The 16,495-nt window shown below is 52.4% G+C and carries 14 protein-coding genes; 4 read left to right on the top strand and 10 right to left on the bottom strand.

From position 1 onward, the window contains the following. Nucleotides 1-12: 12 nt before the first annotated feature. The 4 genes from torC (at nt 13) to ACSF8X_RS08725 (ending at nt 5,401) form a co-directional block, all read left to right on the top strand. Complete coding sequence (gene torC / locus ACSF8X_RS08740) at nt 13-1,179, top strand: pentaheme c-type cytochrome TorC (protein ID WP_047877964.1); 1,167 nt, start codon at nt 13-15, stop codon at nt 1,177-1,179. A 63-nt stretch (nt 1,180-1,242) separates the two neighbouring features. Beyond that, a complete protein-coding gene (torA, locus tag ACSF8X_RS08735) occupies nt 1,243-3,774 on the top strand; it encodes a trimethylamine-N-oxide reductase TorA (RefSeq protein WP_047877963.1) in 2,532 nt (843 codons plus the stop codon). Between the two features lie 159 nt (nt 3,775-3,933). Then, nucleotides 3,934-4,584, top strand: a complete 651-nt coding sequence (gene torD / locus ACSF8X_RS08730) for a molecular chaperone TorD (protein ID WP_500849678.1) — start codon at nt 3,934-3,936, stop codon at nt 4,582-4,584. Nucleotides 4,585-4,819: 235 nt separating this feature from the next. Further along, a complete protein-coding gene (locus ACSF8X_RS08725; protein ID WP_500849677.1) occupies nt 4,820-5,401 on the top strand; it encodes a hypothetical protein in 582 nt (193 codons plus the stop codon). 56 nt (nt 5,402-5,457) lie between these two features. Here ACSF8X_RS08725 and eutH read toward each other — a convergent pair whose 3' ends face one another. The 10 genes from eutH to ACSF8X_RS08675 form a co-directional block, all read right to left on the bottom strand. Beyond that, complete coding sequence (gene eutH / locus ACSF8X_RS08720) at nt 5,458-6,567, bottom strand: ethanolamine utilization protein EutH (RefSeq protein WP_047877961.1); 1,110 nt, start codon at nt 6,565-6,567, stop codon at nt 5,458-5,460. 149 nt (nt 6,568-6,716) lie between these two features. Then, nucleotides 6,717-7,265 (bottom strand): BMC domain-containing protein, encoded by a 549-nt coding sequence (locus ACSF8X_RS08715; protein WP_047877960.1) that lies wholly within the window; start codon nt 7,263-7,265, stop codon nt 6,717-6,719. Next, on the bottom strand, nt 7,259-8,614 hold the full coding sequence (locus tag ACSF8X_RS08710) for a 4Fe-4S dicluster domain-containing protein (RefSeq protein ID WP_500849676.1): 1,356 nt from the start codon (nt 8,612-8,614) through the stop codon (nt 7,259-7,261). The genes ACSF8X_RS08715 and ACSF8X_RS08710 overlap by 7 nt, the downstream gene beginning before the upstream one ends. A gap of 15 nt (nt 8,615-8,629) precedes the next feature. Beyond that, a complete protein-coding gene (gene eutL / locus ACSF8X_RS08705; protein WP_047877958.1) occupies nt 8,630-9,286 on the bottom strand; it encodes an ethanolamine utilization microcompartment protein EutL in 657 nt (218 codons plus the stop codon). A gap of 10 nt (nt 9,287-9,296) precedes the next feature. After that, on the bottom strand, nt 9,297-10,187 hold the full coding sequence (gene eutC / locus ACSF8X_RS08700; RefSeq protein WP_500849675.1) for an ethanolamine ammonia-lyase subunit EutC: 891 nt from the start codon (nt 10,185-10,187) through the stop codon (nt 9,297-9,299). A 15-nt stretch (nt 10,188-10,202) separates the two neighbouring features. Further along, nucleotides 10,203-11,567, bottom strand: a complete 1,365-nt coding sequence (locus ACSF8X_RS08695) for an ethanolamine ammonia-lyase subunit EutB (RefSeq protein WP_047877956.1) — start codon at nt 11,565-11,567, stop codon at nt 10,203-10,205. Between the two features lie 14 nt (nt 11,568-11,581). Beyond that, nucleotides 11,582-13,003 carry an ethanolamine ammonia-lyase reactivating factor EutA gene (locus ACSF8X_RS08690; RefSeq protein ID WP_500849674.1) on the bottom strand — a complete coding sequence of 474 codons (1,422 nt, stop codon included), beginning with the start codon at nt 13,001-13,003 and terminating at the stop codon, nt 11,582-11,584. Further along, nucleotides 13,003-14,241 (bottom strand): iron-containing alcohol dehydrogenase, encoded by a 1,239-nt coding sequence (locus tag ACSF8X_RS08685; protein ID WP_500849673.1) that lies wholly within the window; start codon nt 14,239-14,241, stop codon nt 13,003-13,005. Before ACSF8X_RS08685 ends, ACSF8X_RS08690 begins: the two co-directional genes overlap by 1 nt. Continuing rightward, nucleotides 14,241-15,074, bottom strand: coding sequence for an ethanolamine utilization protein EutJ (eutJ, locus tag ACSF8X_RS08680; RefSeq protein ID WP_500849672.1), 834 nt, complete (start codon nt 15,072-15,074; stop codon nt 14,241-14,243). The genes ACSF8X_RS08685 and eutJ overlap by 1 nt, the downstream gene beginning before the upstream one ends. Nucleotides 15,075-15,077: 3 nt before the next feature. Next, nucleotides 15,078-16,490, bottom strand: coding sequence for an aldehyde dehydrogenase family protein (locus ACSF8X_RS08675; RefSeq protein ID WP_500849671.1), 1,413 nt, complete (start codon nt 16,488-16,490; stop codon nt 15,078-15,080). Nucleotides 16,491-16,495 lie beyond the last annotated feature (5 nt).

The raw sequence follows: 16,495 nt of genomic DNA, 5'->3' as shown, positions 1-16,495 counted from the left end.
GAATCTTCCACTATGAAAAAACTTTGGCAAAAGCTTACTAAACCAAGCAGCAAGTACCCAATCCTTGCGCTTGTGTTGGTTGGTGTTGTTATTACCTTGGCAGGTGTTCTCACTGTTCATAAAAGTTTTGAGTTTGCCTCTCAAACTGAGTTCTGTACTTCTTGCCACACTATGCAACAGAACTATGAAGAATATAAGCAAAGTGTACACTTCAAAAACGCATCAGGTGTGCGTGCTGAGTGTGTAGACTGTCACCAGCCAAAAGATTTGCCAGGTGCGGTTATGCGCAAGCTAGGCGCATGGAAAGACGTATACCACCACTTCGTGACAGGCAAGATTGATACGCCTGAAAAGCTAGAGGAACACCGCCTAGAGCTTGCCCAAGTGGTTTGGAACCGTATGAAGAGCCAGAACTCCAAGACTTGTAAGAGCTGTCACTCTTACGACGCGATGGATCACAGCAAACAGTCTGCTAAAGCTGCATTCGAAATGAACAAAGCTGCTGCTGAAGACATGAACTGTATCGAATGTCACAAAGGTATTGCTCACGAGCTACCAAACATGGCAGGCGGCTTCCAGAAAGATTACCAAGAGCTACAAGCTACTGCGACTTCTCAAGGTGCAACGGCTGACGTACTTTACTCTCTAGGCGAAAAAGACCTGTTTGCGGCAGCTGATGCCAAAGGCAAGGCTGAAGGTAAGCTACTACCTGCGTCTCAAGTTAAAGTTATCGAGCGCAAAGACGGCATGCTGAAAGTTCAGATCGACGGCTGGCTAGAGAAGAACGGCAAAGGTCGCGTAATGACTGAGTACATGGGCAAGCGTGTATTCAAGGCAACTATCCGTGGCGACGTTAAAGCAACTGAGAAAGTCCTAGAAGAACAAACTGACAGCGCGACTAACATCGCATGGCAGCACGTTTCTGTTGAAGCATGGATCACTCCTGACGACATGCTAGACAACATCCAGCCTATCTGGAACTATGCCGAAGACATGTACGGTGCAACATGTAACGCATGTCACGCAGCTCCTGCTCCCGGCCACTTCACAGCTAACGGTTGGATCTCAAGCCTAAACGCAATGAGCGCTTACTACCGTCTAACCAAAACTGAAGAACGTACTCTGTTGAAGTACCTTCAGAACCACGGTAGCGACACAGGCGGCGCTGGCCATCACTAATTCCTGAAAGGTGGGGGATCACTCCCCCACCCCATAAAAAGAATTCAAATTAAGGATTGCTACATGGCAACTCAAGTTTTCAATAAGGGCGTTTCTCGCCGTCGTTTCCTGTCTGGCATGGTTGCAGTAAGTGCTGCTTCTGTTGTTGGTACAAGCCTGCTAGCGCCTCGCAAGGCAATGGCAGCGGCCGAAACCAAAGCTAACTTCACTGGTGAAGTGCTTTCTGGTTCTCACTGGGGTGCATTCCGCGCCAAAGTTGTAGACGGTGTATGGGTTGAAACCGTACCGTTCGAAAAAGACAAGCACCCAACAACTATGATCCAGGGTGTTCGTGAAGTTGTATACAACCCAGCTCGCGTTAAGTACCCAATGGTTCGCCTAGACTGGCTGAAGCACGGCTACAAGTCAGACACTAGCCAGCGCGGCGACAACCGTTTCGTACGTGTGCCATGGTCTCAGGCTCTGGACTTCTTCTACTACGAGATGGAGCGCGTTCAGAACTCTTACGGCCCAAGCGCCCTGTACGCTGGCCACACTGGCTGGCAGTCAGTAGGTAAACTGCACAACGCAGGCACCATGATGAAGCGTGGTATCGGTCTACACGGTACTACCCTTGCTAAGATGGGTGACTACTCAACAGGTGCAGCACAGGTTGTTCTTCCTTACGTTGCAGGCGCAATGGAAGTTTACGAGCAGCAGACTTCATGGCCGCTAGTTCTTGAGCACGCTGACACTATCGTGATGTGGGGCTCTGACCCAATCAAGAACCTACAGGTAGGTTGGTTGGTTCCTGACCACAGCCCATACGCGTACTACGATCAGCTAGCTGAGAAAGTGAAGAACGGCGACATCAAAGTTATCTACGTTGATCCAGTTGTTTCAAGCACTCAGAAAGCTGTTGGCGGTGAGCAGGTTCGTGTTAACCCACAAACTGACGTACCGTTGATGCTAGCTATCGCGCACACGCTGTACACTGAAAACCTATACAACAAAGAATTCATCGCTGACTACACGACTGGCTTCGACAAGTTCCTGCCTTACCTACTAGGTAAGACTGATGGTGTTGAGAAGACTCCAGAGTGGGCAGAGAAGATCTGTGGCGTTAAAGCTGACGAAATCCGTGCCCTTGCTCGCCAAATGGCATCTGGCCGTACTCAGATCATCGGTGGCTGGTGTCTACAGCGTATGCAACACGGTGAGCAGTACGCGTGGATGCTTGTTGTTGTTGCAGCTATGCTTGGTCAAATCGGTCTACCTGGCGGTGGCTTCGGCTTTGGCTGGCACTACAACGACGCTGGCTCTATCACGTCTAACGGTCCACTGATGTCAGGCTTCAGCGGCGTAACAGGCATGGAACCTATCCATAAAGGTTCATTCAAAGGTTACTCAACCTTTATCCCTGTAGCGCGTTTCGTTGACTGTATCGAAAACCCAGGCCAGACCATCAAGTACAATGGTCAGACTATCAAGTTCCCTGAAATGAAGATGGCTATCTTCAGCGGTAACAACCCATTCCACCACCACCAAGATCGCAACAAGATGATCAAGGTGTGGCGTAAACTGGAAACCGTTGTATCTATCGACCACCAGTGGACTGCGACTTGTCGCTTCTCTGATATCGTTCTTCCTGCGACTACAACGCACGAGCGTGACGATATCGAGCAGTACGGTAACCACTCTAACGCAGGTATCATCGCGATGCCTAAAGTGGTTGAGCCAATGTACGAAGCGAAAGACGACTTCGAAATCTTCCGTGAGCTATGTGGCCGTTTCGGTCGTGAAGAAGCCTTCACAGGCGGCAAGACTCAGATGGAAATCATCGAAGAGATCTACAACGGTGCTCGTCTACAGGGCCGCGGCCTAGGCGTTCGTATGCCTAACTTCAAGAAGTTCTGGGAAGGTGAAGGTTTCATCGAGTTCCCTGAAGGTACTGAGTGGGTTCGTCACGAATCATTCCGTAAGGAACCGGATCTAGAGCCACTAGGTACTGCTTCTGGTCTGATCGAGATCTACTGTAAGACTATCGCTGACATGGGTTACGATGACTGTCAGGGCCACCCAATGTGGTTCGAAAAGACTGAACGTAGCCACGGTGGTCCACGCTCTGATAAGTTCCCTATCAACCTACAGAGCACGCACCCTAAAAACCGTCTGCACTCACAGCTATGTTCTTCAACAGAGCACCGTGCAACTTACGCTGTCGCGGATCGTGAGCCTGTTTACATCAACACTCAAGATGCTAAGGCTCGTGGTATCAAGTCTGGTGACATCGTACGTGTGTTCAACGACCGTGGTCAGGTTCTGGCAGGTGCAGTTGTGACTGACGATTACATGTCTGGCGTATGTCGTATCCACGAAGGTGCATGGTACAGCCCGCTTGAAGGCGGTAAGCCAGGTACTCTATGTACTTACGGCGATCCAAACGTACTGACTCAGGATATCGGTTCTTCTAAGCTAGCTCAGGCGACTTCTGCCGCTTCTGCCCTAGTAGAAATCGAGAAGTACACTGGTCCTGTTCCAGCGGTAACCGGCTTCCACGGCCCGACTGAAATCACTAGCATCAACCCGCTATTCCCAGCAATGGACATCGCGTAAGTTGATCATTAACCAGAGGCTTCGGCCTCTGGTTATTTTCTCACCGAGACATTAAGTTACAGAGCTTATTCACATATACTATGCGTATGCATTCTGATATTTGAATACGTTTTTCGTATGGCCGAACAATCCCAAGCCATACCCGAACATGGAGTAACCATGAAAGAATTCATCGCTTTCAACGAACAACGTGCCGAAATTTACTGGTGGATGTCTTCCCTGTTTGCCCGCGAGCTAACCGAGCAAGACATTACTGAATACAACAACGGCGACATGGTCACCTTCTTCTCCGGTTTGGCGATGACCCCGGAGCTAGCGGCACCCATTGCATCATTCCGTGATGCGCTGGAACGTTTGAATGCACGAGAAGATGCCCAGCTTGAACTGGCCGCGGATTTCTGTGGACTATTTTTGAGCACACCAAAATCTGGTGCACTGCCTTATGCCTCCATGTATGTTGGTGAGTCTGGCCTGATGAATGACAAGCCAGCTCAGGATATGAACAAGCTAATGGATGATTACGGTATCGCCCAGCGTAAGGAATTCAACGAACCGGCAGATCACCTTGCCGTCGAGTTGGATTTCATGGGTAACCTAATCATCATGGCCAACCAGCAGACCAGCGAAGAGAAAACAGAGGAACTGATGCAAGCCCAGCTCGATTTCCTCAATACCATGCTGCTGAACTGGCTACCGACATTTACCCAAGCCACCCAGTCACGCGACCCATTCGGCTTCTATGCCGCAGCCGCGAAAATCTTGTTGGCTTTCTGTGAACTTGACGTCAAGTTCCTGAAGGGCGAAGAATAACCCATCATAATTAACTATCTCTCTATTGCCGGCATATGGATTGCCGGCTTTTTTTTAGCTATTGAAAAAAAACAATCGCTTATCCCCAGCAATCGCAGCAAAATATCCCTTCTAGCCATACCATTCAGTTTGTATGCAGGATTCATGACACACTCTTGACATTCACCAACATCTGCTTGGTTACATTTCGAGCGTACACCACACAAATACGATAACAGCAACAAAGGTCCACACTATGCAAAACAGCTTGCACAATCGCACCTCACGCCTATCTGCACTGCCATCGATGGCACAACAGTTCATGAAATACAGCCTACCGCTAATGCTTGCAGCCCTGTTTGCTATCGCACCGCAGGTTCGTGCTAGCGATGTCGCAACCGATACAGTTGCCAATCAAAAAGAAACCATCTACCGAATCAACACTCTTCAGCGTGATCTTTCGAGTATTCGCCAGCAAACACTAAAGGCACATCCCGAACTAACAGCTCAAGCCAAAGCCTTTGAACTGGCCTACCATCAAAAAGCCGAGCAGGTTGGTTACAACCCTGATGAATTCATTGCCAAAGCCAAAGAATTGCAGACAGCACTGCGCAATGACAAACTCAGCGAAGAAGAGCGCAGCAGCATGATCCGTGACTTTGCTGCCGCCAAGCAAGCCATGGCGGATAAGCGCGAGGCAATCATTGCCGACAAGGCACTAACTGAAATGCAAGACAAGCTGATGGCCGACACCTATGCCGCAATGAAAGAATTCGATCCTAAAACAGAATCCTTGACCAAAGAGCTCAACGAGCTACTTCATACACTCGATAAATAAAAAAAATCACCGCCTTCGGGCGGTGATTTTTATTGGGTCAAAGATAGCAATAGCAATTAAGCCGTTGCCTCCTCATGCTTCGGCGCAGATTTATCTACCCCCATGTTGCGGGTCACATAAACCGCCAGCACCAAGGCACAAATGCCTCCTACTAGCTTACCGGCAACCACCGCTGAAATCATGTCGCTATTCACAGCAGCAGTAAAGCCAAGGTGATCACCGAAAACAAACGAGGCACACACAGCAAACGCCACGTTGATGACCTTACCGCGGTCATCCATATCTTTCATGATATTGAACATCGCAATATTGTTCGCCAAAGTGGCAACCAGACCCGCAGCAGCAGTTTCACCCATACCCATCGCACTTCCCAGCTTAACCAAAGGCTTATTCAAGTACTTGGTAATGAAGTGCACCATAGGGAATGCACCGGCGAGTACGATAGCAATGGCACCGATGATCTCGATACCATCAGAAATAGGCGCCATTCCTGGAATCACGACAATGCCTGTCAGGGTTTCAACCACGATAGCCGCCAACGCAATGGTAATAATCGCAACGACACCTTTACCGAAAACTTCAAAGCCACGGATCATCGCATCGGGCTTAAGCCACAAGCCAACAGCAATAAGGCCAGCCACAATTACGATAGGAATTAGATTAGCCAGTACCATCGAAAACTCAAAACCGGCAACCAGACCGCCAACCAAACATCCCACCGGAATAGTCGTCATACCGATCAGAACGCCACGGGCGAGATAAGGGGTGTCCTTCTTTTCGATGATGCCAAGAGCAACAGGAATGGTGAAGACCAAGGTTGGCCCCATCATCGCGCCAAGGATCAAGCCAGAGAATATACCGGCCGCCTCAGTTTCCGCCATGCTCTTTGCCAATGGGTAACCACCCATATCGTTAGCCAGCAAGGTGCCCGCAAACATAGCCGGGTCAGCCCCTAACATTGTATACAGTGGTACAACAACAGGGCTCAGCAACGAAGCGAGTACAGGCGCCAAACTCACCACACCGACCATCGCCAGTGCCAGTGACCCCATCGCCATGAAACCTTCCTCAAACTTCTCTCCATATCCCCAGCGGTTGCCCAATACTTTGTCAACCGCCCCTAGGACCATGAAGCCAACCATTACATACAGAATCACGTCATTCATAAAGACCTTCCTTCTAAAAACAGCTAGCTAACGTGGGGCAGAATCCCTTCCCGGTAATCAGGTGGTATCAGACACCCTGTCTAGCGATACTTTGGTGAAACTATTCAGCCTTTTGGGCCCAATCCTTGTTCCTTTACTGTTATTGCGCGTTATATTTTCCCCTCTAAAATTTCCTTGCGAGGCTGGGCAATCACCACCTTGTCGACCAATACACCTCGATGGCCAATTCGATTAACCGCAGCATCGACCGCAGCCTGAACAGCAGCAACATCACCGGTCATCGTGACAAAGCCCTTACCACCGATTGCCATCGCCATATGTACCTCAAGCAACTCAACATTAGCCGCCTTGACGGCCGCATCCGCGGCCTCAACGATGGCTGCAACTGAGAATGTCTCAACGATACCAAGTGCAGCCGGACGCTCCACTACGCGGGTACCGGCTATGGCCGGAAAGACATCAGGATGCACATTGGCAATCACCAATTCATCAACGACATCCCCTTTTCCGATAGCCAGACCAGCATGAACCGATGCCTCGACGGCCGCCACATCACCGGCAACCATAACCATGAACTTACCGGGGCAAATCGTACGATTAAATACGATTTCCACGTGGGCAGCCTTCAGCATTGCATCCGCGACCTGAAATCCTCGGGCAATAGAATTCAATTCAATACAACCAATTGCATTCAACATGTCTTACTCTCGTTTACGTCCGTTTTTCGCTCGATCACAATGCTCTGACCAACGGCGGTTACAACCCCGTCGATACTGGCGTGTACTGCAGCACTCAATGACTCAGGTGCCGCTCGGCCAATACACTGGCCGACAACCACTCTATCGCCAATAGCGACAATGGCTTCGGCGGGCTTTCCGATATGCTGAGACAACAAGATTTCAACACGTTCGGGACTCACCTCATCGGTAAGGAACACCACCTCTTGCTTGGCGTACTCTGTCAGCTCAAGACGCTGCACCAAACGCTTAGTCGGCACACCGCGATATTCACGCATTGGGTGGACATCAACGGTTTGGGCCTGCAACTGCTCCGGCGTTTGCCAACGGCCTTCTTCACGCAATGCCTGCTTGGTCGTAACGCATACCCGGCTTGGGTCCAACCCTTCTGGACATGACCACATCGAACACAAATTACACTCACAACATGCCTGAGCAGCCAAAGCAAAACTGCGGTTGTCACCACCGGATACTTGCAGCGCCCGCATTGCCAAGTGCGGCTTGACCGGATAGCCCAGCAAGCTGCGCGGGCACATTGCCGTACATTGGCCACACTGGTCACAGGCTGACTTGCCGATTCGGCGCAGATCCTCTGGTGTGCGTAGCTTGTATTTGGCTACTCGACCTGAGCGTGGCAGCACCAACAAGCCACTGGATGCTTTTGTCAGTACCTTGCTGTCATCTTCCGTCACCCGTCCCATCATCGGGCCACCATCAACAATCACAGGATCGGCACAGGTCGCCCCACCCGCCAAAGCGACAGCTTCTCGGTATGCCATACCGACCGGCAACCAAGCGGTATACGGGCGCTGAACCGCGCCGTTAACCGTCACCATGGTGTGAGTGACCCCCGCGCCTTGAGCTGCGCGGAAGACATTGATAAACGACTCAACATTGTTGACCACCACACCAATTTCTTTCGGTAGGCCGCCAGCAGGAATCCGTTTACCCGTAGCATGGAAGACAAGCTCAACCTCATCCCCGGCGGGGTAAACGTCATCCATTAACAGCAAGCTGATATTTTCCGGCCTAACCTGCTCCAAACAGGCAATGGTATCGGCATGCTTGCGCTTGATACCCACTGCACCATATTTGGCGCCGGTTTCAGCCATCGCCAGCTGCATCCCGCCAAAAAGCTCTTTGGCGTGATGCTGCATCAGCATCTGGTCTTTGTTGAGCAAAGGCTCACACTCGGCACCGTTGGCCAAGACCCAGTCGACCTGGCAGTCTAATTTCATATAGGTGGGAAAACCTGCCCCACCCGCACCAACAACACCAGCTTCCTGGACCTTTTGAAGTAACGGGTTCACGATGCCTCTCCCTTATTAACGACCGATTGGCTGACGCGCGACATCAAGGACAGCAGCCTGGAACGCCTCGCAAGCAGCACGGCATGCTGCCTGTGAGCCCGTCAAGTGACCACCACCGAAGTTGGTCTCAGATGGCGGAGCAAACAAGTTCACGAGTTTGACATCCGCGGCCTTCAGGGCGGCATCAATACCGAACATCGCCTCAAGCGGTGGCGCGATCAAATACGCCAATGCTTCGCCCTGCTCGACACCTGCCTCAGCAGACAAATATGTACCAGTGGAAGAAACCAAATGGGCAAAAAACGCAATATCCCCGTTCTCATCGGCGCACTGGAAACCCGCTTCGTCTTCGATAAAGGCTTTGGCCCTTTCCAGCCCGGCAATCACATCTGCTGGACAAGCAGCGGCCAGAATACCGATCACCTCGCCAGAGGTTGGGCCCGATGAATGCGCAGCCCCAGCGTAAAATGAACGGGCATAGACCACGTCCACATTGGCAGCCTTGGTGGCTTCGTCCAGGGCGCAATATGTCACATCATCACAGTCGGCCGTGATCAGGCCGATACTGTTATGATGCGGCTGGAGCCCCAATTTTTCCTTATAGACTGGATCGACCGATGCGATAACGCGTGTCGCCAATACCGAAGGTTGGATCTTATCTAAAATCGCCATCGTCCTATCCTTAACGCTTGAGGTTGATGCCACTGGCTTTTTGCGCCAGCATGGTCTTCACTAAATCAACAATCACGGCCGCCGCTTCAACCGGTGGTGTACCACCAGCATGAATATTCGAGATAACCGTACGATCCGACTCCACGGTTTCAGGTGTCGGACGATAAATGGCATAACAGCTCAATGATTCTGACTGGCCCAATCCCGGGCGCTCACCGATCAACAGCAGATTCACTTCGGCATTGAGCAACATACCGATTTCATCTTGAGCCTTAACCCGGCCATAACGGAGGAAGAATGGCGTCCCTACGTCCAGCCCCGCCTGTTTGAGGCCGTTAAGTAGCGGCGGTAAAATTTCGTCATGGTTTACCGTTACCGCATCAAGGCTCAAACCATCAGAGAGCACAACCTGAACCTGCGGAGCCTGCTTGCATTTAGCCTTGATCAGCTCGCGTGCCTCATCATTCAGTTGACGACCCAAGTCAGGGCGAGTCAGGTACTCATCTTTGTCATGAGCGCAGGACTGCACTTCCATCAAGCCACGCTGCTCAAGCCAAGATGATTCCACGTTCTTCAATACGGTATCTTTAGAGCGTGAGTGATCGGCAAGGAAACGCAGTAACGCCGTCGTTCTCGGACGAGGACCGGTACGTCCCGTTCCTACGCGAGCATCAGTCTGAGACATCAAATCCTCAATCACTTTACGCTCGACAGCATTCTCAATGCCGTTCCACTTTTTGAAGCACTTATCACCCAGATCTGGCAATGACTCCTGACTGGTTTCCGCCACCGCAGGAACCGCCTCAGTCACAACCTTTGTCACAGCAGCCGGAGTAACTGTTGATTCACCCAGCTGCGCCATTACCGTCGCGACGATATCGCGAATTGCTTGTTCGTTCATTTCAGGCTCGCTCCCTTATTTGAAGAAAATAGATGGGTCGCCCGCCTTCGCGGTAAGACGGCCATTTTCCATGAGTCCCATCGTTTCCATCCACGCTTCGAATTCAGGTGCTGGACGCAGACGCAACAGCTGGCGAACCGTCGCCGTGTCATGGAAGGAGGTGGTCTGGTAATTGAGCATGATGTCATCGCCCATCGGCATACCGATCACGAAGTTCACCCCGGCAGCCGCCAGCAACGTCAATAGGTTCTCATTCGAGTTCTGATCGGTATCGGCATGGTTGGTATAGCAAGCATCACAGCCCATCGGAATGCCTGAAAGCTTGCCCATGAAATGGTCTTCCAAACCGGCACGGATGATCTGTTGGTGGTTATAGAGGTACTCAGGGCCAATAAAACCGACAACGGTATTAACCAAGTGCGGCTTGTAACGGCGAGCCAAGGCGTAACAACGTGCCTCCATTGTCATTTGGTCGGCACCGTGGTGGGCGTTTGCGGAGAGCTCAGAGCCCTGCCCGGTTTCAAAATACATCACGTTATTGCCAGCCAGCTGACAATACTGCTTACCGATCTCGTAGGCTTCATCAAGCATATCGACCGATACGCCAAATTCAGACAGGCCCTTTTCAGATCCGGCAATACTCTGGAACAACAAGCCGCCAGGCGCACCGCGGCGTACCGCTTCCATCTGAGTGGTAATGTGTGCCAAGACACAAGGCTGGGTTGGGATCTGCCACTTATCGATCACCTCTTGCAATGCAAGCAGCATCTGGGTGGTGTTTTCCACACTATCGGTCACAGGGTTGATACCAATCACAGCATCACCGCAACCGTAAGACAGACCTTCGAATGTTTGCGCAAGAATAGAGCTCACATTGTCACGGGTATCGTTCGGCTGAAGACGGCAGCTGAAGTGCCCCGGCAAACCGACGGTTGAATTTGCCTTGGTCACTACCGGCATCTGACTTGCGCCATACATCAAGTCACCGTTTGAACACAGCTTGGCTACCGCAGACACCATCTCGGCGGTTAAGCCTTTGCGCAGACGTTCAGTATCCTCGTTGGTCTTGCTATCAGACAGGATATATTCGCGCAGCTCACTTACCGTCCAGTTTTTGATCCGCTCGAATGTCGCGCGGTTGAGGCTGTCCTGGTTGATTCTAGTGATCAGATCATCCTCGTAGCTGACCACAGGGTTTTCACGCAAATCGTTTAGAGTCAGCTCGGACAAAACATGCTTTGCTGCCACACGCTCTTGGGCTGTTTGCGCAGCCACACCAGCCAGCACATCCCCTGAACGCAGGTCTGATGCCTTGGCAAGGACGTCTTTGACATCCCTGAACTGGTAAGTCTGGCCGAACAAGTGTGTTTTCAACTTCATCTATAACACTCCTTTTAAGACGGGAAGGCGAGAGATTTAACGGTCAGTGGAACGATCTCCCCGCCGAAGTAACTTTTGCCTATATCGATGTAATCCCCCTCGCGGGTAATCACCTCATCAATCACACTCACTGGCTGCGGAGCCAGTTGTGGCTGCAACTCCATCCCCAGCGCTTTGCCGATATCGTTGTGAACGATAACGAAAGCCGGGTCATGGTGATTGCCATGGTTCTGGTAAAATCGGGCTAACTCTTGGGCGACATGCTGGACAGCAGCATAGGTCACGGGCATTCCGCCATCGATGGCAACGGCATAACGGTCAATTCCCAATGCCAGATCCATCCGTTCTCCCGCCAAGCAAATCGCCTCACAAAGAGCAGGGCTAGATACGCTCCAGTCAATAGCAGGATGGATAACGGGAATATTCTTAATCGGCAATTCGGCCGAATTCAGCCAGATCGTGGCACCTGACAGGCTCAGCGAATAGGCACCCGCCCCAATCACTGTCGCCCTTACCGTTTGGGACGGGGGCTGAACAGGCGAAGCGGCCATTGATGGATTGCGCTGCAATGCCTGGGCCAGTGCAGGGCCAACGTCACCGTAAAGAGTCGCGGTCGACGGCGGGCGGTAATAGCACTCGCCGACGCCGCCACTCAAATACACAGCATCTATATTGGCAAGATCCGACATCGCCGGAGTTTGCAGCAGTTGAACAGCCAGTGGGGACAACTCGCCCAGCATCACTTCGACGATTAACTCCGCCATGCGATCAACTACTCGCTTAAGGTGATCCTGCGTTACCTGCCGTGGATGCAAAGCCTCGCCGAATAACGACTTAATGACGGCCAAGGCAGGCTTGTGCAAGTAAGCGACATTGCCTTGTTGATCCAACTCGACCAAGCGACCACCAATATTCAGACACGCAGTCTCTACCACTCGGCCGCAGTCAAACACCACATAGTTCGAGGTGCCCCCACCGATATCGATGTTCATTATTCTCTGGTGCTGCTGCGCCGAGCGCTCCTGCGCACCGCTGCCCCGGCCCGCAATAACAGATTCAAGGTTGGGGCCAGCAGTCGCGACAACAAAATCCCCAAGCTGCTGGGAAAGATCGAGCAGCGCGGTTCTTGCGTTATGAGCCTTGGCTGTCTCACCGGTAATGATAATCGCACCGGTCTCTACGCCTTCGGCAGCCAGACCGGCTTGCTGGATCTGCTGCTCGATAAACTGACGCACAGCCTGGGCATCCAGCGTGCCCTGATAATTGATCGGGGTGAACTCAACGGGACTCTGGTAGGTAATTTCCCGCTCGACAAATTCATAAACAGGAACCTGTGATGCAGGGGCACGGTTAACCACGGTCAGATCTGAGAAAATCACCTGAGTCGTCGTGGTACCGATATCGATCCCCACACTATGGATAGTTTTGCGATCCATCAGCAGTACCCCGCTGGCAACTCACCGGCGATAACCTGCTTGAGCAAACTTTCAATTTGCGCCAGTTCAACCTGACGCGGGTTACCAACCAGACAGATATCCTTCATTGCCTGCTCTGCCAATTGCGGCAAATCGCGTTCAACGATACCGATATCGGCAAAATTGGTCGGCAAACCGAGATCGAGCACCAATTGGCGAACGGCCAATACCGATGCCCGACACTTTTCACGGGTTGTCATCCCCTCGCGCGCGACACCCAGCGCCTGTGCCAATTCTGCGTAATCCGCCTCGCAGCTCAGGGCATTGAATGCCATCACGTAAGGCAACAGCACGGCATTGGCAACCCCGTGGGCAATGTGATAACGCGCCCCTACCTGATGGGCTATTGCATGGGTTAATCCCAACCCGGCATTACTAAATGCCAACCCAGCTTTGTAGGCAGCAACGGCCATCTCATAGCGACGGTCAAGATCGTGACCATAACCTACGGCAACCGGCAAAGCCTGAACCAAGGTTTCAACCGCATGGTAAGCGTATGCGCGAGATAGCAAATTAGCATTTCGCGATACATAGGCCTCTACGGCATGAGTCAAGGTGTCGATACCTGTTGCTGCGGTTATGCTGGCCGGCACATCCAACATCAGCGCCGGATCAAGCAGGGCCAAATCAGGAACCAACGCAGGCCCTTTCACTGGTACTTTGATCCCGGTTTCAACTTCTTTGATGACGGTAATATCGGTGACTTCCGAACCCGTACCGGCAGTAGTAGGAATAGCCCCTAGCCCAACATGACGAGAAGCCAGCCCACCGACCTTAAATGCAGAGATCAGGCCGTCATAGTCACCCAAGACGGCAATAGCCTTCGCGGCATCCAATGCCGAACCGCCACCGATTCCCACCACAAAATCCGCCCCGCATGTCAGCAATTGCTGTTGACCGCGACGGATCAACTGACTATCTGGTTCGCCGTCGACATCGCTGAACAGCGTCAGCGACAACCCAGACAAGGCGATAGACTGCTCGCAACCACGCGTCAGCCCTAATTGATGAACCAAACGATCAGCGACTAAAAAGACATGGCTTGCCCCAAGATCCCTGAGCACTGTTCCCAATTGGTGGATGGCATTCCCTCCGCATACCGTCACGGCTGGCGAACGAAAGGTAAATCCCCGGTATGGCTGGCTTTGAAGCAAGGTTTGCTGAACAATATGAGCGATTTCGGCAGTGGGAATGGTCATCACTTATCTCCTTTCCCTGACAGGCCATAACTGGCTATCGCCAGCGGCGTAAGGTAGAGCGCCTTGGACAACTCAACGATGGTGATATGCGGGAAGGCACGGCGGAATACATCACTAAATCCAGCGATAAGCGTTCCGCCCCCGGTCAAATAGATATTGCTAGGTTGATGAGCCTGAATATGGCCGGCTACGATATCTGCCATCTTTTCGACAACAGGCTTGGCCATCGCGGCAACCATCGGATCATCCTGACTGCAGCGCTTATGCTGCTCCGCCTCTTCAATAGAGACCCCAAGCCCACCCGCTATCGTCAGGCTGACATGGCGACCGCCGGACGGCTCATCTTCTGATGCCACCAATTGGCCCTCAGCGATAATGGCTGTACCGGTCGTACCGCCACCGACATCGACAACCGCCCCATCGGTAATTTCCAGCAATGCCGCTACGCTACACGGCTCATCAACGACATCGCTCACTTCAATGCCTGCCGACTCGACGACATTGATCGATATTCTTGGATCGGTACCCGGCGGGTATGAGGTCACGGCCCTCTCGACCGTGACACCCAACTTACGCTCAACCTTGGCCAGTTGCTCGCGAACCAACCGGCAAGCCCCTACGTAATCGACAACGACCCCGTCACGGACCACATCCGCCCAATCGAGGAATGCGGCAATCGGCTCGCCATCACCGTCTACGACAACCGTCTGGATATCAGCGGTGCCTAGATCGATCCCGACCTGCCACTTTTCCGTAGCGGAAACAGCGGTTTCGTCATTCACAATCTCATCAATCACAAGCAGGCGGCGGTTAGTTACTTCGAGAACATCCATGGTTTATACAATCCTAAATGCATCCACTGCCGTACAACGGCGTTTTCGGGTAAATGTCAATGCGTTGGTCACGCCCTCGCCGGTAGGCGTCGAGATCGTCATCGTGGTCCAGCCTTCACCGCCAGCCCCGATAGCCGCAATGGCCGGGCCATTTTTAGCCAGCAGGCTACAATCCATCTCATAAGCCATACGGGTCAGCACATCGATGTTCTTGGAGTGGATCGCCGCGGTATGTCGGTTCCCCTTTTCCAAATCCACCGCCCAATCAATAGCCTGATCGGCATTGTCAGCACGGATCAACGGAATGATCGGCATCATCTGCTCTGTAACGGCAAACACATGTGACTTATCGGCATCAAATACCAACAATCGGGTATCAGCCGGCACATCAATACCTGCCGCAGCAGCAATCTTGGCTGCATCCCTGCCGACCCATTGCGGGTTGGCGGCAGGATGATCGCCCGGATAACCTTTGAGGACGATTTTGGCTATCGCCTCAGCCTGCTCAGGAGTGATCTCGGCAGCGCCATTGCGACACATCTCAGCCTTCAACTGATCGGCGATACTACGCACCGCGATAATTTCTTTCTCAGTCGCACAAACGATGTTGTTATCGAATGAGGCCCCTTGAACAATTGAAATAGCGGCTCGTTTCAGGTCTGCGGTTTCATCAACCACGACAGGCGGATTACCCGGCCCAGCTGCAATAAGTCGCTTGTCCGTTACCTTGCGAGCTGCCTCGACAACAGCGTCACCACCCGTCACCACCAATAAGCCGATTCCCGGGTAAGTAAACAGTGCCTGCGCATTTTCCAGCGACGGCTCTGCTACCGTCGTACACAAGTTGGCAGGACCACCCGCTTCTACCACCGCACGGTTCACCAGCTGTATCGCATACTGTGATACCTTCTTGGCGGCCGGATGAGGGGCAAACACCACCGCATTGCCAGCTGCGATCATACTGATAGCATTGTTGATCACCGTACATGACGGGTTGGTACTCGGGGTCACAGATGCAATTACCCCCCAAGGCGCATTCTCCATCAAGCTCATCCCGGCATCGCCAGAAACCGCCTGCGGTGCCAGTATTTCCGTTCCCGGTGTCCGGTGAGCCACCAGCAGGTGCTTGGCAATCTTGTCTTCCACCCGACCGAATCCCGTTTCGGCAACGGCCATCTCGGAAAGCTCGCGGGCATGCTTTTTAGCCATCCGGCGCAACGCTAAAATGATCTCGTCCCGAAGAGCAATTGAGCGAATCTGACGCTGGGCCTCTTTCGCCGCGGCTACCGCCCCGTCAAGGGTCGGGAACACGCCATCTTCGCCACTCTGCGGGCTGCTGCCAGCCGTGTTGACACCACCAGCTTGCAGCTGGATAACAACACGCCTGACAATTTCTTCTAACTGCATTTGATCCATTACGA

It is taken from the genome of Photobacterium panuliri, assembly GCF_059920555.1.
Note: the sequence above shows the minus strand (reverse complement) of the source record. Positions and strands in the feature narration are given on the sequence as shown.